General features: G+C 63.0%; 22 protein-coding genes. 15 read left to right on the top strand and 7 right to left on the bottom strand.

The window, feature by feature from the left end; all coding sequences use genetic code 11:
• The first annotated feature begins 277 nt into the window (after positions 1-277).
• From AC07UC_RS10350 to AC07UC_RS10340, 3 genes are all read left to right on the top strand, one after another.
• Positions 278-661, top strand: a complete 384-nt coding sequence (locus AC07UC_RS10350) for a hypothetical protein (protein ID WP_494905528.1) — start codon at positions 278-280, stop codon at positions 659-661.
• 127 nt (positions 662-788) lie between these two features.
• Positions 789-1,265, top strand: coding sequence for an NUDIX hydrolase (locus tag AC07UC_RS10345; RefSeq protein WP_140772008.1), 477 nt, complete (start codon positions 789-791; stop codon positions 1,263-1,265).
• A gap of 388 nt (positions 1,266-1,653) precedes the next feature.
• The gene (locus tag AC07UC_RS10340) at positions 1,654-4,152 is read left to right on the top strand and encodes an EAL domain-containing protein (protein ID WP_494905526.1); all 2,499 of its coding nucleotides are present in this window, start codon (positions 1,654-1,656) and stop codon (positions 4,150-4,152) included.
• A gap of 16 nt (positions 4,153-4,168) precedes the next feature.
• On the opposite strand, the gene AC07UC_RS10335 is transcribed toward AC07UC_RS10340, so the two are convergent.
• On the bottom strand, positions 4,169-4,702 hold the full coding sequence (locus AC07UC_RS10335; protein WP_494905524.1) for a GNAT family N-acetyltransferase: 534 nt from the start codon (positions 4,700-4,702) through the stop codon (positions 4,169-4,171).
• Between the two features lie 220 nt (positions 4,703-4,922).
• Between AC07UC_RS10335 and AC07UC_RS10330 the strand changes: the two genes are divergently transcribed.
• Positions 4,923-5,378: a DUF2214 family protein gene (locus AC07UC_RS10330; RefSeq protein ID WP_494905522.1), complete on the top strand. Its 456-nt coding sequence runs from the start codon at positions 4,923-4,925 to the stop codon at positions 5,376-5,378.
• Here AC07UC_RS10330 and nth read toward each other — a convergent pair.
• Positions 5,372-6,178 (bottom strand): endonuclease III, encoded by an 807-nt coding sequence (gene nth, locus AC07UC_RS10325; protein WP_494905521.1) that lies wholly within the window; start codon positions 6,176-6,178, stop codon positions 5,372-5,374. The two genes, AC07UC_RS10330 and nth, sit on opposite strands and share 7 nt — an antisense overlap.
• 22 nt (positions 6,179-6,200) lie before the next feature.
• Here nth and AC07UC_RS10320 point away from each other — a divergent pair, with 22 nt between their 5' ends.
• Positions 6,201-6,695 (top strand): DUF2244 domain-containing protein, encoded by a 495-nt coding sequence (locus AC07UC_RS10320; RefSeq protein ID WP_140772016.1) that lies wholly within the window; start codon positions 6,201-6,203, stop codon positions 6,693-6,695.
• Positions 6,696-6,697: 2 nt separating this feature from the next.
• Here AC07UC_RS10320 and AC07UC_RS10315 read toward each other — a convergent pair whose 3' ends face one another.
• A complete protein-coding gene (locus tag AC07UC_RS10315; protein ID WP_202325916.1) occupies positions 6,698-7,513 on the bottom strand; it encodes a class I SAM-dependent methyltransferase in 816 nt (271 codons plus the stop codon).
• 115 nt (positions 7,514-7,628) lie between these two features.
• Between AC07UC_RS10315 and AC07UC_RS10310 the strand changes: the two genes are divergently transcribed.
• The 8 genes from AC07UC_RS10310 (at position 7,629) to AC07UC_RS10275 (ending at position 13,794) form a co-directional block, all read left to right on the top strand.
• Entirely contained in the window at positions 7,629-8,507 is an 879-nt protein-coding gene (locus AC07UC_RS10310; RefSeq protein WP_494905518.1) for a methylated-DNA--[protein]-cysteine S-methyltransferase, read from the top strand.
• Positions 8,508-8,728: 221 nt separating this feature from the next.
• Positions 8,729-9,199, top strand: a complete 471-nt coding sequence (locus AC07UC_RS10305; protein ID WP_172348593.1) for a hypothetical protein — start codon at positions 8,729-8,731, stop codon at positions 9,197-9,199.
• 22 nt (positions 9,200-9,221) lie between these two features.
• The gene (locus AC07UC_RS10300; protein WP_140772022.1) at positions 9,222-9,614 is read left to right on the top strand and encodes a hypothetical protein; all 393 of its coding nucleotides are present in this window, start codon (positions 9,222-9,224) and stop codon (positions 9,612-9,614) included.
• Positions 9,581-10,108, top strand: coding sequence for a hypothetical protein (locus AC07UC_RS10295; protein WP_494905516.1), 528 nt, complete (start codon positions 9,581-9,583; stop codon positions 10,106-10,108). The genes AC07UC_RS10300 and AC07UC_RS10295 overlap by 34 nt, the downstream gene beginning before the upstream one ends.
• On the top strand, positions 10,083-10,565 hold the full coding sequence (locus tag AC07UC_RS10290; protein WP_202325913.1) for a hypothetical protein: 483 nt from the start codon (positions 10,083-10,085) through the stop codon (positions 10,563-10,565). The genes AC07UC_RS10295 and AC07UC_RS10290 overlap by 26 nt, the downstream gene beginning before the upstream one ends.
• Before the next feature lie 154 nt (positions 10,566-10,719).
• On the top strand, positions 10,720-11,625 hold the full coding sequence (locus AC07UC_RS10285; RefSeq protein WP_494905514.1) for a ribokinase: 906 nt from the start codon (positions 10,720-10,722) through the stop codon (positions 11,623-11,625).
• A gap of 1 nt (position 11,626) precedes the next feature.
• Positions 11,627-13,072, top strand: a complete 1,446-nt coding sequence (locus AC07UC_RS10280; protein ID WP_494905512.1) for an amidase — start codon at positions 11,627-11,629, stop codon at positions 13,070-13,072.
• A 107-nt stretch (positions 13,073-13,179) separates the two neighbouring features.
• Positions 13,180-13,794 carry a LysE family translocator gene (locus tag AC07UC_RS10275; protein WP_010911482.1) on the top strand — a complete coding sequence of 205 codons (615 nt, stop codon included), beginning with the start codon at positions 13,180-13,182 and terminating at the stop codon, positions 13,792-13,794.
• Positions 13,795-13,950: 156 nt separating this feature from the next.
• Here the strand turns inward: AC07UC_RS10275 and AC07UC_RS10270 are convergent, their stop codons facing one another.
• Positions 13,951-14,892: a nucleoside hydrolase gene (locus AC07UC_RS10270; protein ID WP_494905510.1), complete on the bottom strand. Its 942-nt coding sequence runs from the start codon at positions 14,890-14,892 to the stop codon at positions 13,951-13,953.
• 303 nt (positions 14,893-15,195) lie between these two features.
• Between AC07UC_RS10270 and AC07UC_RS10265 the strand changes: the two genes are divergently transcribed.
• Positions 15,196-15,621, top strand: coding sequence for an Hsp20 family protein (locus tag AC07UC_RS10265; protein ID WP_096450220.1), 426 nt, complete (start codon positions 15,196-15,198; stop codon positions 15,619-15,621).
• Between the two features lie 64 nt (positions 15,622-15,685).
• Positions 15,686-15,943, top strand: a complete 258-nt coding sequence (locus AC07UC_RS10260) for a BQ00720 family protein (protein ID WP_140772032.1) — start codon at positions 15,686-15,688, stop codon at positions 15,941-15,943.
• A gap of 78 nt (positions 15,944-16,021) precedes the next feature.
• On the opposite strand, the gene ptsN is transcribed toward AC07UC_RS10260, so the two are convergent.
• The 3 genes from ptsN to rpoN form a co-directional block, all read right to left on the bottom strand.
• A complete protein-coding gene (ptsN, locus tag AC07UC_RS10255) occupies positions 16,022-16,486 on the bottom strand; it encodes a PTS IIA-like nitrogen regulatory protein PtsN (protein ID WP_010911486.1) in 465 nt (154 codons plus the stop codon).
• 59 nt (positions 16,487-16,545) lie between these two features.
• The gene (hpf, locus tag AC07UC_RS10250) at positions 16,546-17,130 is read right to left on the bottom strand and encodes a ribosome hibernation-promoting factor, HPF/YfiA family (protein WP_027043252.1); all 585 of its coding nucleotides are present in this window, start codon (positions 17,128-17,130) and stop codon (positions 16,546-16,548) included.
• A gap of 368 nt (positions 17,131-17,498) precedes the next feature.
• Positions 17,499-19,025: an RNA polymerase factor sigma-54 gene (rpoN, locus tag AC07UC_RS10245; protein ID WP_494905506.1), complete on the bottom strand. Its 1,527-nt coding sequence runs from the start codon at positions 19,023-19,025 to the stop codon at positions 17,499-17,501.
• Positions 19,026-19,209: the final 184 nt, after the last annotated feature.

The following is a 19,209-nucleotide window of genomic DNA, read 5'->3' as shown; positions in this document are numbered from 1 at the left end:
GGCGCTCTCAATCCCTCCTTGAGTTTGGTGCCCCCGCCATGGTCAGCCCACGCAATATGCCGGCATCCTGCAATAAGGTTCGATGCAGCGAGGCCAGCGTATCCGCATTCCCACTTGTGGAGTTCTGGCTCAATTAGACCACGTTAACTTGTGCCAGATTAGATCGAGAACTTACGTAAGGGACACTGACCAAAGCCTCCGGCCTTTCATAGTCGTCATATGACGGCAATCTGCGGTCACGGACCGGATGACGGTATGATTGATTTATGGGAGATCCATGCATGGCCATGACATCGCCGACAGGCCGCCCTATATATTGGGAATGAACAAGATCTTTTCGCAGAATGGGCGCATGTCCGCGCGTAGACGACCGTTGATTCTGGCATCGGCTTCGCTGGTCGCGGTGGTCATGGCGGGCCTTGCCCTGCCCGCTTCCGCGCAGGTGCTCAATCCCGCTGCCAAAAGTAACGCGCTGATCCAGCAGAATGACCTGCAGACCTTGCAAAACAGGATTCAGCGGCAGCAATTTCAGCAGCAGCAACAGCAATATCGTGCCCAGGATCGCGTGATCGTCCAGCAGCCGCAGCCGGTGGTGCCGCAGGTCAGGCCGAGCTGCCAGACGCAGATAATCGGCAGCACCGCCGTGAGCACCTGCCGCTGACAGGCCGACTACCCTTTTATTTAGCCGACTTACATGATAGGGGCGTTCGGGTACCCCTGCGGCAGTTTGGGTTTTGCAAAGGCGCCGTATCACGCTATGGGGCACTGCACCGACTGGATTTTTACGAATGGCAGCCACCAAGAAAAAGGCCGTGCGCAAGGCCAAGAAAGGCGAGCGAATCCGCCAGGTCGCGGCGATCCCCTTTCGGTTGACCGCAACCGGTGATTTCGAAGTCATGCTGGTCACTTCGAGAACGACGAGACGCTTCATCGTTCCCAAGGGTTGGCCTATGAAAGGCAAGAGTGGACGCAAGGCAGCCACCATCGAGGCGCAGGAGGAAGCCGGCGTGCTCGGCAAGGCGCTGAGGGAGCCGGCCGGCACCTATTCCTACTGGAAACGGTTGGCCAACCGCTTCGTCCGCGTCGACGTCATCGTCTATCTGCTTGAAGTGACCGAAGAGCTTGCTGACTGGCAGGAGGCCAAACGCCGCCAGCGCGCCTGGCTGGCGCCGGCCGACGCGGCGATGCTCATCGACGAACCCGATCTGTCGACGCTGGTGAAGACCCTGAAGCTTCCCGAACCCATGCCGCCGGGCCAAGCGTAAGCAATTCGAGAAGCCTGGAACGGTTTTCCAGGGAAAAGCGCATGGCGTTTTCCCGTGGGAATTGCGTCGAGGCAAGAAACTCTGAGCGTCACTCGCCAGCCTCATTCGGCGGAGGCGCAGCCCTGACCCGCTCGGTTACGGGCCCGAAAAGGATCGATAAGCTTCGAATACAAACTGATTCAACTTGAAGCAGTCACTTGACGTTGCGTAATATTCAGCCGCCCAAATCTAGAAATGGCTTTATAGGGAACGGAACTATTTATTTGCTGTTAAGTGCCCCGTGATAACCGGTTGCTGTCGCCATTTGCGCGACATGAGGGGAAGAAAATCGTCTCAACCGACAGGTGAAACAGTCGGACAGACACGCTGACAGGATCATGGCACGTCCGTGAATTCGAAGACGCCGTCATCGATGGATGCCAGCCCCCGTCTTCTCGGGCTCGTCTGGCCGTTTATCGCCGTCGTGCTCATCCAGGCGCTGGTCGCCAGCCTCAGCCTGTACACGCTTTCGGCGGTTCGCGCCTATGTCGGCGGGGAGAGCCAGTGGTCCAAGGGGCAAAAGCACGCCATCTATTTCCTCAGCCTGTATGCGGACACCGGCAATGAGGAGTTCTTCACCGAGTATCGCGAGGCGATCGCCGTTCCGCTGGCCGATCGCTCGGCGCGCCTGGCGCTCGAGCAGCCCGAGCCCGATACAGAGGCAGCGCGCGCAGGCTTTCTGCAAGGCAGAAACCACCCGGACGACGTCACCGGGCTGATCTGGCTGTTCCAGAATTTCCGGAAGTTCAGCTATCTCGATACCGCTATTCGGCACTGGGCGGCGGCCGACACGATGATCCTCGCCATCCAGCGGCTCGGCGACACCATGCATGCGGCGCTGGGCAAGGGGCCGGCGTCGGCAGCCGAGATCAGCGCCTGGAAAGCGGAAATCCATCGGCTCGATCGTCAGGTCACCCCATTGTCCAAGGCCTTCTCGGACAGTCTGGGCGAGGGATCGCGCTTCATCCGGATGCTGCTCACCTTTGCCAATCTCGTCACCGCCGCCTTGCTGATCCTGCTGGCCGTGTGGCGCACCCGCAAGCTTCTGGCACAGCGCCAGGCCTTCCAGCTGGCGCTCAATGCCGAGCGCGAGCGCGCCCAGGTTACGCTGGCTTCGATCGGCCAGGCCGTCATCAGCACCGGCCGTGACGGGCGGCTGGACTACATGAACGCGGTGGCCGAGAAACTGCTGGCCTGCCCGCTCGGCATTGCCAGGGGAAAACCGGTCGCATCGCTGTTTCGCCTCGTCGACAAGGATACCAGCGTCGAGGATTCGCAGCTGGTCGAGCGTCTCCTGGCCGGCGAACCACGCCGTTCCAGCGCCCGTCCGCAATTGCTGCAGCGGCTGGACGGCTCTGTTGTTCCCGTCGCGCTGACCGGCGCGCCGCTGATCGTTTCAGGTGAAATCGTCGGCGCGGTGCTCGCCTTCCACGACATGACGCGCGAAGAGGACTACATCGAGCGGCTTTCATGGCAGGCTTCGCATGACGCGTTGACCGGGCTCGCCAACCGGCGTGATTTCGAAAGCCGGCTGGAAAGGACGATCGTCGAACTGCAAGGCAAGCCCCGGCAGCACGCCTTGATGTATCTCGATCTCGATCAGTTCAAGCTGGTCAACGATACGTGCGGCCACGCCGCGGGTGACCAGTTGCTGCGCCAGATTTCCTCACTGCTGACCCGCGAATTGCGGTCCGGCGACGTACTCGCCCGGCTGGGCGGCGACGAGTTCGGCGTGCTGCTGGTTGATTGCGATGCCACCAACGCAGCCGACATCGCCGAAAGGCTGCGCACGGCGGTGCAGGATCTGCATTTCGCCTGGGACGGAAGACCCTTCAACACCAGCGTCAGTATCGGCATGGTGGAGATCGCCAACGCGCAGGTGACGATCGAAGAGACGCTGCGGGCCGCCGACGTCGCCTGCTACATGGCCAAGGAAAAGGGCCGCAACCGCGTCCAGATCCACAGCGATGGCGACATGGCCTTGCGCGAGCGCTTCGGCGAGATGGCCTGGGTACAGCGACTGCACGCCGCGCTGGAGCAAAACCGCTTCAGGCTTCACGCCCAGGAAATCTGGCCGCTCAACGACGACGTCGTCGAGGCGGGAGCGCATATCGAGATCTTGCTGCGGCTGACCGACGAAGACGGCAGCTTCGTCACCCCGCAGAGCTTCATTCCCGCTGCCGAGCGCTACGGCCTGATGCCGTCGATCGACCGCTGGGTGGTGCGCAACACCTTCCGCATCCTGGCCGCCCGGCAGGCCGATCCGCGCACGCCGCCGATCGCCACATGCGCCATCAATCTTTCCGGAGCGACTTTCGGCGACGAGACGTTTCTCGGCTTCCTGCGCGAGCAATTTCTCGTCCATGGCATTTCGCCTGCCATGATCTGCCTGGAGATCACCGAAACCAGCGCTATCGCCAATCTCACCAACGCCATGCGCTTCATTGCCGATCTGCGTGGGCTGGGCTGCCGCTTCGCGCTCGACGATTTCGGCTCCGGCATGTCATCCTTCGCCTATCTGAAGCACCTGCCCGTCGACTACCTCAAGATCGACGGCAGCTTCGTCAAGGACATGCTTGACGACCGCATCGACCGCGCCATGGTCGAGATGATCCACCACATCGGCAAGGTCATGGGCAAGCGTACCATCGCCGAGTTCGTCGAGAGCGACGATATCGCCGCCGCCCTGAAGACCATCGGCGTCGACTATGCCCAGGGCTATGGGATCGCCAGGCCGACGCCGTTCGATGCCTCGACGGTGCTGCTGGTCCGGAGCGTCACGCCGGCCGCGCAAAGCGCCGACCCATGGGCCGACCTTGCGCGGAAACTGCGCCGCAAGGCGGGGTAAAGGCCCCAATTCCAGTTCAGGTCAGCCGCTCCAGCAGCACTGTCGGGGCATCGTGATAAGTGGTCCGCAACACTTCGCGATAGCCAACCTTGCCAGCGACATTCAACGATGCGGTGTTCTCCGGATCGATGATGCAGACGGTTTTCGTACGGCCAAAGGTTTCTTCCCCCCAGGCCAGCACACGGCCGACCACCTCGGTGGCGAGACCGGCGCCGTGCACGGCCGGAGCCAGTGCCCATCCGGCCTCGGGAATGCCTTCGATCGAAGGTTGCATGTCACGCTTCAGATCGTGAAACCCGGCCTCGCCGACGAAGCGGCCCGTCGCCTTCTCCTCGATCGCCCAGAAACCGTAGCCGAGCAGCGACCACAGGCCGGCATGACGCAGGAAGCGCATCCAGCTTTCCTCGCGCGTGCGCGGCTTGCCGCCGATGAAGCGGGTGACGGCCGGGTTTGCCCACATCGTGGCATAGGCGTCGAAATCCTCCAGCCGGTGCGCCCTTAGAATGGTTCGTTCCGTCTCGATGACCGGAGCGCCGTGCGGATTGTTCATGGGATTGCCTCGCTGAAGTTATCCGCGCTTAGCAAATAGCCCCCGCGGTGCAAGGGCCAGCGCGAAACGCGCCATCATCCAGAAAAGCCGCATGGCCGGTACTGTGGGTCCGCTATGGGAATTCCGCCCGACAGTGTTATTTTCCCGGCAGGCTGATTTCAGCACACTGCGACGCGATCTTCTCCGACGCGGGCTGGTGCTCAAACCCAAGGGAAGAAGCATGGACACGACCGACCTTGTGCTTGCCATTGTCCATCATCTGCTGGTGTTTTCCCTGGCGGGGATAATCGGCGCCGAATTCGTGCTGATCCGCGGCGACCTGCCCGCCGCGACGCTCAAGCGGCTCGCCGGCATTGACCGCCACTATGGCATCATCGCCGCGCTGATCATCATCGTCGGCATCGGCCGCGTCTTCTGGGGCCTCAAGGGGTGGGAGTTCTACGTCTACAACTGGGTGTTCTGGGCCAAGATGATGGCCTTTGGCATTGTCGGCCTGCTGTCGATCGTCCCGACCGTGCGCTTCATTTCCTGGAACAGGCAGGCCAGCGCCAACCCCTCCTTCGCCGTGCCGGCAAGCGAACTGGCCTCGGTGAAGACCTACATCCGCGCGGAAGCCTTCGTCTTCCTCCTGATCCCGGTCTTCGCGGCGGCGATGGCGCGCGGTTACGGCTACTGATCGTCAGCTGGTGCGGTTTCAAGTGGAGCGATCGGCACCAGGGGCGCCGGAATGCTGGTCGTCTTCTCCTCGGCCTTGCAGATATCGGCGATGACACAGGCCGGGCAGTCCGGCTTGCGCGCCTTGCAGACATAGCGGCCATGCAGGATCAGCCAGTGATGCGCATGGCGCATATACTCGTCCGGGATGATCTTCAGCAGCCCCTGCTCGACCTGTTCCGGCGTCTTGCCGGGCGCCAGGCCAAGCCGGTTGCCGATCCGGAAAATATGCGTATCGACCGCCATCGTATGCTGGCCGAAGGCCATGTTGAGCACGACATTGGCGGTCTTGCGCCCGACGCCCGGCAGCTTGACCAGTTCATCGCGGTCATCAGGCACCTCCCCGCCATGGTCGCGGATCAGCGCCTCCGACAGCGCGATGACGTTCTTGGCCTTGTTGCGCCAGAGGCCGATGGTCCTGATGTATTCGCCGACCTTGGCCTCACCCAGAGCCACCATCTTCCATGGCGTATCGGCGGCCTTGAACAGCGCCCGTGTCGCCTTGTTGACGCCGGCATCCGTCGCCTGCGCGGACAGCACCACAGCCACCAGAAGCGTGAAGGCGTTGACATGTTCGAGCTCGCCCTTTGGCTCCGGCCGCTGGACAGAAAAGCGCCGGAAGATCTCATGCACTTCCGCCGGCGTATAGCGTGACGTCCGCCGCACGGGCCGTGGACGCGGCTTGGCGTTCGATCCGTCACGTCGTCCGGCCGGCAGCTTTTTTTCGGGCATGGTAGAATCTTTGGACTTGGGGCTCGCCATTTCCCTCCTATAATATCCCGTCATGAGCGACACAAACGCCTCGTTCCAGGCTGACGAGCCCTTCTTTCACGCATTGCTGACCCCACACCGGTCGCTGGGCAGGACGGGCTTCCTGATCCTGATGGGCGCGCTGCTGTTCGGCTGGCTGGTGACAGGCGCGTTTTTCCTGTCGCGTGGTGCATGGCCGGTGTTCGGCTTCTTCGGCCTCGACGTGGTCGCCGTTTACATCGCCTTCCGCGCCAATTATCGGGCCGCCCGCGCCCGCGAGGAGGTGTCGGTGTCCCGCACCAGCCTCGACATCCGCAAGACAGCCCCTTCGGGAAAATCGGAAGCGCATCGCTTCAATCCGTTCTGGGCACGATTTTCGGTCGCCCGTCACGCCGAGATCGGCATCACCAAGATGATCGTGGAAGCGCAAGGCCAGAACGTGCCGATCGGCGGCTTTCTCGATCCCGATTCCCGCGAGAGCTTTGCCACCGCCTTTTCGCGCGCATTGGCGACCGCAAAGGCGCGCTGAATCTAGAAGCGATAGCGCAGAAGCCTGCCTACCTTTCGCAGCGCCGGAATGTGTTTCCACAACCGAACGAACAGCTTGGCGGACCAGCCCATGCGGGCGGCGTGTTCAGGCTTGTAGGCGGAAATATCCTCGACGAACCGCAGTTTCGGAACCGCCAGTTCCAGCTCGTGCGGATCGTCGATCGCCCAGTGGACCTCGGCACCCGTGACCTTGATGGTCGGATTGAGGCGAAGCAGCGTCAGGCCGAAACGGCTGTAGGCGTCGAACATCAGCTCGCCGCCGGCAAGATGCGAAACAAGCCGCGAAACCAGGCGCAGCCCCTCGTCGGCGGGGAGATAGGGCGTCAGCCCTTCCGCCACCACGATGGCCGGGCGGTTGCGCGGCACCTCGGCCAGCCAGCCGGGTTCGGTCACCGACGAAGCGATGAGATGGTAATGGTCGCGGGACGGGTAGAGCTTGCGCCTGAGTTCGATGACCTGGGGATAGTCGACGTCGAACCAGTCGACGCCTGGCGGTGGATCGACACGGAAGACGCGCGTATCGAGCCCGCAACCCAGATGCAGCACGATGGCGCCGGGATTTCTGGCCAGGAAGTCCTCAACGCGGACATCCAGTGTCTTGGCCCGGATCGCCAGGCCGATGCCGAGATTCTCATCGACCTTGAGCCTGGAGAAATCATAGTCGATCTTGCGCACCGCCTCGTCGGCGAAATGATCCGCAAGCAGTGAATGGGGCAGCCGGCTCTCCAGCGCCTTGCCGTAGAGCGTCATCAGCAAGGTTTCCTTTGCCCCGGTCAGGTGCACTTTCTGGCCAGCCATGAGCGACTCCTGGACACGAGCCCCGAATCTATCTGGGCATGCGCGGCAAGAAGGCAAGTTTCGGGTGGCGGTCGCCGCCCCAAGGGGCGATATTCCTGGCCAAGGAGATCGTTCGATGAGCACACACACAGCAGTCCTCAAGAAGGACATCACACCGCAAGGCAGCGACTACGAGATCGTGCGCCGCGCCATCGAGAAGATCAGCCTCGACTATCGCGACCAGCCCTCGCTCGAGGAGCTTGCGGAAGAGGTCGGGGAGACGCCGACAGGCCTGCAAAAACTCTTCACCCGCTGGGCCGGCCTGTCGCCAAAAGCCTTCCTGCAGGCGGTGACCCTCGACCACGCTCGCCGGCTGCTCGATTCCGGCATGCCGCTGCTCGAAACCTCGTTCGAACTGGGCATGTCCGGCCCCGGCCGGCTGCATGACCTGTTTGTCACCCACGAGGCGATGTCGCCGGGCGACTACAAGACGCGCGGCGCCGGCCTCACCATCCGCTACGGCTATCACCCCTCGCCTTTCGGTACCGCCCTGATCATGGCCACTGACCGTGGCCTTGCCGGCCTCGCCTTCAGCGACCCGGGCGAGGAGCGTGCGTCGTTCGCCGACATGTCCAGCCGCTGGCCCAACGCCGTCTATGTCGAGGACATGGCCGCGACCGGCCCTTACGCCGCGCGCATCTTCGATCCGACATTGTGGCTGCCCGACCAACCGCTGCATGTCGTCATGATCGGCACCGACTTCCAGGTCCGGGTCTGGGAGGCGCTGCTGCGGATTCCGATGGGCAAGGCCCGCACCTATTCCTCGATCGCCGCCAGCATCGGCGCGCCGAGCGCCAGCCGCGCGGTCGGTGCCGCCAATGGCGCCAACCCGCTCTCCTTCGTGGTGCCTTGCCATCGCGCCATCGGCAAGTCCGGCGATCTCACCGGCTATCACTGGGGCCTGACCCGCAAGCGCGCCATCCTGGGATGGGAGGCAGGGCAAGTGTCGTCGTGAAATATCGTTTTTCCGGTTTTCGCCGGAAAAATTTACAGATATTACGTGATGAAAAGTATTACTTGAGTTTTATGCGGAATTCATGACACAACCGGGGACAACCTTTGGTTTTTCATGAAACGTTATTTCCGCAACTTATTTAAGTTTACGCTAAATTAACCACGATAAAGCGATCATGACTCCTATCACTTCGGGTTGATCCGACTTGGCAGGAGGTCTCGATGAAATTGTTGCGCACCGCCTTCGGTGCGGCCTTGCTGGCTGCGTGCCTGGACCAGGCCGCAATGGCCACAACGCAAAATGTCATTTTCAACGGCACGATCACTCCGACCTGCACGCTCGTCATTGCCACCAACGGCACGATGACGGTCAGCCCCGACCTCCAGTCGCTGAGTTCCCACAACAGCGGCGGCTCGGCCGGAACCGTCACGCTGACGACGACAGGCGGCGTGTCGCTGAGCGTCGACCCGGTTACCACCACGACGGTGCCGTCGGCCGACACGACATCGACCACCTGGACACCAACCTATTCTTCCGCCGGTGCGCACTCCATCGTCGAGACCGGCTCGGCGACCCCCATCAGCACACCCGGCGCCGACCTTGTCTCGGTCCATCTCGCCGGCACCAAGGGCGGCAGCAACCGCTTCGCCAACGGAAACTACCAGGCAACGGTAACGCTGCGCTGCGAATAGCGCCGTCGCGAAGGAGAGGGTCTTGAAACATGCACGAATCCTGGCGACGGCACTGGCCGTCGGGCTGGCGCCTATTGCAGCCAAGGCGCAGTCGATGTCGCCCATGCGCGGTGAGGTCAACAGTTTCACCGATGCCTTCGCGGTTCGCGTCTTCCCGGCCAATCCATACGATCAGAAGATCAGGGTCGAAATCCATGTCTACGACCAGGATTTTCAGCCGGTGGACGCCAGGATCTCTCCAAGTGTGTTCCAGCTGGGTTCCCAGGCTTCCCGTCCTGTCCTTGTGGTCGTGCCCTTCGGCGGCGCTGCCGAGCGTAAAGTGCGTATCTGCACCGAAAGCATCCCCTTTCCCAATCAACAGACGCAGATAAGGGCACAGATATGCGGAAAGTTTTTTGGGCACCGCAAATCCTGACGCTGGCGCTCGCGGTTGCAGTGACAAACACGGTTCCAACCCTGGCCCAGGACCAGATCTACAATCTCAATCAGAACGAGAACGGCTTCAATTTGCCCGGTGTCACCTTGCCTCAGGGCCAGGACGAGGTCCATGCCGCGGACGGCACCACTTGCCGCTCCGCCGTTTCCGGTTCCGGTGCCTATGTCGATCTCGGCGTTATCAGAGGCAACAACCAGACGGACAACGGTGTCGCCACCTACGGCCGGGTGGTGATCCCGATCGGGCGTACGCCGAAGCGTCTCGACTGCAGCCGGCTCTACGAACTTGAGGTCCAGCGCCTGCAACTGGAGCTGAAGCTGCTCAAGATGGGTCTCGGCGGCGACGGCCAGACGGCCAGCGTGGCCGCCGGCGCTCCTGCTCCCGCTTCTGCGGCCGCATCACCGGGATGGGCCAACGAAGGCTGGAGCCTCAGGACCGGAAATGGCGATGGCAAGAAAAAGAAGAAGAAATAACCGCGCGCTGCTCGCGGTGGCGGCACTTGCCGGCTTCAGCCAGCCCGTGTCGGCGGCAATCATCGGCACTTGCACCATCATGGTCGGGGCATCGGGAACGATGGCCGCAAATCCCGCCATCAGTATACTGAGTTCCAAGCAGGCAGGCGGATCGAGCGCCAGCGCCACCGTGGTGGCAAGCTCCCTGGTATGCTCCCTACTCAATCTGCTGGACTGCTATTCGGTTTCGGCGCCGGCGCCGGCCGCGTTCTCGTCCGCGCCGAGCGGCGGCGGCACAAACGTGACCTTCGCCTCGGTCTTCCGCCTCGACGGCTCGGGAGCCGACATCAACGGAAGTGTGCCGCAGAAGCTTGTCAATGGCACCCACGCCATGCAGATCGACCTCATCGCCACCAAATCGAGCGGTATCTTTCCCGCCGGCAGCTATCAGGGCACCGTCACCGTGCGTTGTGAATAGGCCACGATACCACAAAGCGAGCTGGACCATTCGCGCGGTCTGGCAAGCCGCTACCTTACAGGTTAGCTTCCCGCGCGATTGGAACGGCCCGTCTTCGCCCCCACGCGCCGCGGACGTTCCAGAATCTTGAATTCATGCTGGCAGGAGGCCTTGCTTGATTATCGTCATCGGCTCGATCAACCTCGACCTTATCGCCAAAGTCGACCGCCTGCCGAGCCCCGGCGAAACGGTGAGCGGCTCCGGTTTCGCCACGGCGCCCGGCGGCAAGGGCGCCAACCAGGCGCTGGCCGCCGCACGCGCCGGTGCCCCGGTGCGCATGGTCGGCGCCGTCGGCAAGGACAGTTTCGCCGGAGAGGCGCTGGCATTGCTGCGCGAGGCCAAGGTCGACCTCTCGGGCGTGGGCGAAACCTTTGCCTCGACCGGAACGGCGCTGATCATGGTCGGTGACGACGGCGAGAACATCATCGCCGTGGTCCCCGGCGCCAATGCTTCCGTGGTGCCCGGCGACCTTTCCAAGGCCTTCCTGAAAAAGGGCGACGTCGTGCTGCTCCAGCACGAGATCCCGCTGGCGACCGTCGATGCCGCGCTCGACCAGGCGCGGGCGGTCGGCGCCATCACCGTGCTCAACACCGCTCCTTTCCAGGGCGACGCGGCGGCTTTCCTCGGCAAGGCCGATTATGCCGTCGCCAACGAGACCGAGTTCGACCTTTATGGCGAGGCGCTGGCGCTGAACGGCCGCGACCGTGCGGCACGCATGCGCGACTTCGCCGCGAAAACCGGCCGCACCATCGTCGTCACGCTCGGCGGCGACGGCGTCATGGCGGCGACGCCGACCGACTTCCTGACCGTTGCGGCCATGAAGATCACTCCTGTCGACACGGTCGGCGCCGGTGACACCTTCTGCGGTTATTTCGCTGCCGGCCTGTCGTCCGGCCTCACGCTCGAAAAGGCACTGGCGCGCGCCGGTACGGCTGGCTCGCTGGCCTGCCTGAAGCCGGGCGCCCAACCGGCGATCCCGCTGGCCAGGGATGTCGATCAGGCGTTGCAGAAAGTCAGCTGAGATGATGCGCCCCCGGACCAAACATGCCGTGCCGCCGGCCGGCGACATCTGCCGCCTGTCCGCTGTCGAACTGGCCGACGCGATCCGCCACAGGAAGCTTTCGGTACGTGAGGTGGTCACGGCCTTCCTCGACCGCATCGAAGCGGTCAACCCGCTGGTCAACGCCATCGTCTCACTGCGCGATCGCGGCGACATCCTGCACGAGGCGGATGCTGCCGATAGCAGGCAGGCGAGCGAAACCGGAACGCTCTTCGGCTTGCCGATCGCCATCAAGGACCTTGCCTCGACCACTGGGCTCAGGACCTCCTTCGGCTCGCCGATCTTCGCCGATTTCGTGCCTCAGGAAGACGATTTCTTCGTCGAGCGCATCCGCGATGCCGGCGCCATCATTATCGGCAAGACCAATGTCCCCGAATTCGGACTTGGCTCCAACACCTACAACAACGTTTTCGGACCGACGCTGAACGCTTTCGATCCGGCGCTCACCGCCGGCGGGTCGAGCGGCGGCGCGGCGGTGGCACTGGCGCTCGACATGGTGCCCGTCGCCGACGGCAGCGACTTCGGCGGCTCGCTGCGCAACCCGGCCGCCTGGAACAATGTCTACGGCTTCCGCCCGTCGCAGGGGCTCGTGCCCGCCGGGCCGGATTTCGAGGTCTTCCATGCGCAGATGGGCGTCGAGGGTCCGATGGGCCGCAATGTCGCCGACATGGCTCTGCTGCTCGACGTGCAGGCGGGTTATCATCCGCAGGCACCACTGTCCTATGAGAAACCGGGCTCGTTCCTCGAAGGGCTCGCAACGCCCTCGACTGGCGGTCGCGTCGCCTGGCTCAGCGACCTCGGCGGCCATTTGCCGGTCGAACCCGGCATCCTCGAACTGTGCGAGGCAGCGCTAGGCCGGCTCGCGGGCCAGTCCTTCGCGATTGAACCCCTGCTGCCCGATTTTGACTTCGAGGCGCTGTGGCAGGCCTTCGTGACGCTGCGCCAGGCCAGCAGCGGCTGCGCCCTACAGGCCCACTACGACGACCCCTCCAAGCGCGGCCTGCTGAAGCCGGAAGCCATATGGGAAATCGAGAACGCAATGCGGCTGACGGCGCCGCAGATCCGCGCGGCCTCGGTCATCCGCACTTCCTGGCATCGCACGCTGCTGTCGATCTTCGACCGCTTCGATCTCATCGCGCTGCCGACGGCGCAGGTCTTTCCCTTCGATGTCACCACGCACTGGCCAAGCGAGGTCGCCGGACGGTCGATGGACAGCTATCACCGCTGGATGCAGGTTTCCGCCTTCGCCACGCTGGGCGGCTGCCCGGCGGTCAACGTGCCGGTCGGCTTCGACGAAAAGGGCCGGCCAATGGGCATGCAGCTGATCGGCCGGCCGCGCGGCGACCTCGCGGTGCTGAAGGCCGCGGCTGCCTATGAGGCGACGCTACCCTGGCAGGCTGGCGCCTGACCCGCGTGCAACAACGCACCACTTCGCCCATGTCTTGCGCGGAGGCTGTCGTCATGCATTGATTGTCCCCAGTCGCGCCGCGTCAGCGGCATTCCAAGGGAAAAGCCATGTCGCTGGAACTCTACGCCGCCTATGTTCTCGCTTGCATCGTCATCATCCTGGTTCCTGGTCCGACGGTCACGCTGATCATCGCCAACAGCATCCGCCACGGAACCCGCGCCGGTCTCGCCAATGTCGCCGGCACGCAGGCTGGCCTTGCCATCATGATCGCCATTGTCGGCATCGGCCTCAACACGCTGATCGCGGGCATGGGCCACTGGTTCGAATGGGTCAGGCTGATCGGCGCCGCTTATCTGATCTGGATGGGTGTGCAGATGTTCCGCTCCAAGGGCACGCTGAATGCCGACGGAACAGCGCGGAAGCCGCGTGGCGGTTTCTTCCTGCAAGGCCTGCTGGTAGCGCTCAGCAATCCCAAGACGCTGGTGTTCTTCGGCGCGTTCTTTCCGCAGTTCATCGCGCCGCAAGGCAACTACTCACTGCAGATCGTCGTCATGGGCCTCACCGCCATGATCTTCGCCGCCATGTCGGATTCGACCTATGCACTCGCCGCCGGCCGCGCCGGGCGCCTGCTGTCGGCCAGCCGCATCAAGCTCATGTCCCGGATCAGCGGCAGCTTCCTGGTCGGCGGCGGCCTGTGGCTGGCGTTTTCGAGGTCGAAGTAACGGCGCCCCTTCCCTGGCCCCGTTCACGGGGAAAGGGTGGTCGCGAAGCGATCGGGTGAGGGGCAGCGCTGAGGATGCAGGCGAAATATCGGCGTTTGCGCCGCCCCTCATCTCCCTGCCGGGGCCTTCTCCCCGTGAACGGGGAGAAGGAAGTTTTCACAGCCGCCCCAGCCTCTCCACCAGCAGGGCGAAGAAGCCGTCATGGTCGATGTCGCGCATCACCATGGCGTTCTTTTCCCGCTTGGTCACGCCCCACCAGTCGATCACGGTCATGCCCATGGTCAGCTCGGAGGTGGTTTCCACGCTGACATTGCAGTTGCGGCCCTTGAACAGGTCCGGCTTCAACAGATAGGCGATGACACAGGGATCGTGCAGCGGGCCGCCATCGGTGCCGTACTTGCCCTCGTCGTAGCGTTCGAAGAATTCCAGCATCTCGGCGGTAGCCGTGCCGACCTTGGTGCCGAGCTTGCGGAAGGCCTGCGTGCGCTTGGCGGTGGTCAGCGCCTTGTGGGTGACGTCGAGCGGCATCATCACGATCGGGATGCCGGACTTGAACACCAGATCGGCGGCCTGCGGATCGACATAAATGTTGAATTCGGCCGCCGGAGTGACGTTGCCGCCCTCGAAGAAGCCGCCGCCCATCAGCACGATTTCCTTGATGCGCGGGGCGATGCGCGGTTCGCGGATCAGCGCCAGCGCGATGTTGGTCAACGGCCCGAGCGGGCAGAGCGTGATGGTGCCGCTCTCTTCCTTCATCAGCGTCTCGACGATGAAGTCGACGGCATACTGCTCCTGCAGCTGCATCGTGGGCTCGGGCAATTGCGGCCCGTTGAGGCCTGTCTTGCCATGCACTTCCTCGGCGGTGACCAGTTGGCGCGCCAGGGGGCGGATGGCCCCGGCATAGACCTTGATATCGGGCCGGCCGGCCAGTTCGCAGATCTTGCGGGCATTCTTTTCGGTGAGCTTCAGCGGCACGTTGCCGGCAACGGCGGTGATGCCGACGATCTCCAATTCGCTGCTGCCAAGTGCCAGCAGAATGGCGACGGCATCGTCCTGGCCGGGGTCGGTGTCGATGATGATCTTGCGTGGTTGGGGCATTTCAATTCCTTGTTTGGGTGGCCGTGAGCTCACCGGACCGATCGCACGCGTGAAGGGCGCCGAACCGGCTGCAAGCTGCCGAAGCGACCGACCGGGAACGGTCCCGGCCCCAGCGCTTCTCCCTGCATCCGCGCGTCGCTTCAAGCGCCATCTCGATTATTCCTGTGAGTCCAAGGCCTGGTCTTTTTGGGCGGGTCTTCTGGTGGCTTGAACTTGGTCGCGGGGCGGACCATATCAAGAGCATCGGGAAAAATGCCATCCGGGTTTTTCCAGTTTATGTCGCTCTTGAGAGGACAGTGTAACATGAGCCGAATGACGCCTTTCTCCAGCCCGCTTCTCCTTGGTTTCGATGCCATGGAAAAGACCTTGGAGCGCTTGGCGAAATCCGGTGACAGCTATCCTCCGTACAACATCGAGCGCCTCAGCGGCACTGACGGCAAAGCCGAAAGGCTGCGCATCACGCTCGCCGTCGCCGGTTTCGCCGAAAGCGACCTCGATGTGACAACGGAGGAAAACCAGTTGGTCGTGCGCGGCCGTCAGACCGACGACACCGAGCGCGAATTCCTTCATCGCGGCATCGCCGCGCGCCAGTTCCAGCGCTGTTTCGTGCTGGCCGACGGCATGCGGGTGATCGCGGCGGAGCTGAAGAACGGCCTTTTGTCGATCGACCTCGATCGGCCTGAGTCCGAACGGCTGGTACGGAAAATAAACATATCGGTGAAAGACTGATCTTCACCGATGGCTCTCATGCGGGATGGCCTTGAGCGGCGTCCTCGCGCCAAGGAGGCTTGAAATGACCAGAACTGAAGAGAATATCACCATGACCAGCGGTGAATTCGCCCATCTCGGCGAAGGCTCGGTCGCTTATCTGCGCAAGGTCTCGAGCGACGACCTGCTCGGCCGCTTCCCGAACATCGGTGAAATCGCGCCCGGCCTGGAACTGTGGGCGCTGTTTTCCGCCAACGGTCAGCCGATCCTGCTTTCCGATGCGCGTGACCGCGCACTGGCCGGTGCCATGGAAAACGACCTGACCACCGTCGCCATTCACTAAGCGCCATTCACCAGGGCGATTGACTGAAACGAAAAGGGCCGCTCACGGCGGCCCTTGGAGATTCCATTCAAAATGGCCTCAGGCCGCGTGCGAGGCCTGCGTGTCCGACAAAAGCGCGTGGATCGCCGTGGCGTCGCGCGTCCCCCTGATTTTGGCGACCGTGTCGGCGTCACGCAGCACGCGGGCGATGCGCGACAGGGCCTTGAGATGATCGGCGCCCGCCCCTTCCGGCGCCAGGAGCAGAAACACCAGATCGACAGGCTGGTCATCCAGCGACTCGAAATCGACCGGCGTTTCCAGCCGGGCGAAGACACCGGCGATGCGCTTCACGCCGGCGAGCTTGCCATGCGGAATGGCGATGCCGTTGCCGACGCCGGTCGAGCCCAGCCGTTCGCGCTGCAGGATGGTGTCGAACACTTCCCGCTCCGGAATGCCCGAAATCGCCGCCGCCCGTTCGGACAGCAATTGCAGAAGCTGCTTCTTGGAGTTCGCCTTCAACGCCGGCAAAATCGCCGGAACGCTGATAAGATCGCTCAGATCCATGCTTGAAAATCCCTTGTTCGCCTGCCGTCGCCAGTCCCCACCCCTCGTGCGGCTGGCTTTTATCCCTGCGCGACCTTGGTCGTGGACGGGTCGATCCAGCCAATGTTTCCGTCGGGCCGGCGATAGACGATATTGAGATGGTCGGTTCCGGCATTTCGGAAAACGAACACCGGACTGTCCTTGGTATCGAGCTCGATGACCGCCGAGGCCACCGACATGGTCTTCAGCGTCATGGTCGATTCGGCGACGATGGCCGGCGCGAAATCCTCCGGGATTTCCTCGTCGTCATCGGCGAGCGGCGCCATCACCGTATAGGCGATGTCGGTCAACTCACCATTGCCATTGCCTGAATTGTGCGATTTGAGACGGCGCTTGTAGCGCCGAAGCCGGGTCTCCAGCCGGTCGGCCGCGGCCTCGAAGGCGAGCGTCGGATCCTGGGCGTCGCCGGTAGCCTGCAGTGAGGCGCCGGAATCCAGCCGGATCATGCAATCCGCCGAATAGCGCGAGCCCGATTTGATGACGGTGACGTGTCCGGCAAAGCCGCGATCGAAATATTTGCCGATCGCTTCGCCGACACGATCGTTGATGCGCGTGCGGAACGCATCGCCGATATCCATGTGTTTTCCCGATATGCGCAGATTCATCTGAAAACTGACCTTCCTTGCTCAGGCTTCAAACTGGCCTGAGTTTATACTTGTGGTCCGTGCGCACAAGCTTTGCGGCGTCACTGGCGCCGATTTAAATCCGAACTTTCCGGTTGATCACAAGCCGCCTTTTTGACCGTCCCGAGGCCATTGTCGTGACGGACCATCCGCTAGCGGGCGTCGGGCCCGTCTCATGCGGGCGGGCTTCTAGCCACTTCCCCAGGGCTTGTCAATGAAGCTCGAAAGCTGTGGAAAATCAGGAGCGCATGGAGCGGTTCATCGTTTCACGGAAACGCCGAGCCACTCCACCTCTTTGCCTTGACGCGATTCCTGTGGGAAAACCGCTTTACACTTTTCCTGGAATTGCCTTAGCGGCCGGCGCTGGCGAGTGCCCGCTTTTCGCGCCGGCGCTGCACGGAAGACGGAATATTCATGCCTTCCCGGTACTTGGCGACCGTGCGCCGAGCGATATCGACCCCGCTTTCCCGGAGCATGTCGACGATCGCGTCGTCGGACAGAACGTCGACCGGCTTCTCCTCGTCGATCAGCTGCTTGATGCGGTCCCGCACCGCTTCCGAGGAATGCGCGTCGCCGCCGCCCGACGCGGCGATCGAGGCGGTGAAGAAATAACGCAGCTCGAACACGCCGCGCGGGGTCAGCATGTATTTGTTGGCGGTGACGCGGCTGACGGTCGATTCGTGCATGCCGATGGCGTCGGCCACCGTGCGCAAATTGAGCGGCTTCAGCTGGCGCACGCCATGGACCAGGAACGCATCCTGCTGGCGAACGATTTCCGAGGCTACTTTGAGGATCGTCTTTGCCCGCTGGTCGAGGCTGCGCGTCAGCCAGTTGGCGTTTTGCAGGCACTCGGCGAGGAAATCCTTTTCCGCCTGGTTCTTCGCATGCGGCGACACCTGGGCGAAATAGATATGGTCGACCAGCACGCGCGGCAGCGTTTCGGCGTTGAGTTCGACGGTCCAGCTGCCGTCATTGGCCGCGCGCACCTCGACATCGGCGACGATGGCGTCGCTCGCACCGCCCGAAAACGCCATGCCCGGGCGCGGATCGAGGGCCCGGATCTCGGCCAGCATGTCGAGCAAATCCTCCTCGTCGACGCCGCAGATCCGCTTCAGCGTCTGGAAATCGCGCCGCGCCAGGAGCTCCAGATTGGCGACCAGGGCCTTCATCGCCGGGTCGAGGCGGTCGCGCACCGCAAGCTGCAGCGAAAGGCATTCGGCAAGGTCGCGGGCGAACAGGCCGGCTGGTTCGAAAGTCTGGCACACCGCCAGCACCTTGGCCACGCTCGCAGCGTCAGTGCCCAGACGCGTGGCGATCTCCGCGAGATCGACCCTGACATAGCCGGTCTCGTCCAGGCCATCGGCGAGTTCGCCTGCGATCAGCCGCGCCGCGGGATCGGCAAAGGCCAGTGCCACCTGCTCGCCGACATGGTCGCGCAAGGTGATGGCGCTCGCCGCCATGTCGCCGGCGTCGAGCCCCTCGGACGACGAGCCGCCGCCACTGCCCGAAGCCGACTTCCATTGCGCCGTCAGGTCAGGCCCGAGCCGCTCGCTGGTGCCGGGATCGTCGGGAAACAGGTTTTCCAGCGACGTATCGAGTTTTTCCGAAATCGCCTCGGCACTCCATCCCGCCTCCTTCTCGAACCAGTCGCCATCGGCGGCCGCTTGCGGCTCCGCGTCGATCTTCTGCGCCTGGTCGCTCGCGGCGTCGTCCTGCGGCTCGGCGCGCTCCAGAAGCGGGTTGCGCTCGATTTCCTCGTCGATGAAGTGCTCGAGCTCGACATGGGTGAACTGCAGCAGCCGAATCGACTGCATCAGCTGCGGCGTCATCACCAGCGACTGCGACTGTCGGAGCTGTAGTTTCGCCGCCAACGCCATGGTTCGGTTTCAAACGCCTCCTCTACGCGTCCGGACTCCCGGAAATGAATTTCACGGCCGGCCATAGAAACTGGCCCGGCTTTTGCTTGTCAAGGCAAAGCTAGCAAAAGCCGCTTACCGGAGCGTTATGCCGGAGCAAAATCACCGAAAATCAGGCTCTCAAGCGCAAAAAATCGTGTCAGGA

The organism is Mesorhizobium sp. GW821-FHT04C10, assembly GCF_059420305.1.
The sequence above is the reverse complement of the archived record's forward strand: the minus strand, read 5'-3'. Positions and strand labels throughout refer to the sequence as shown.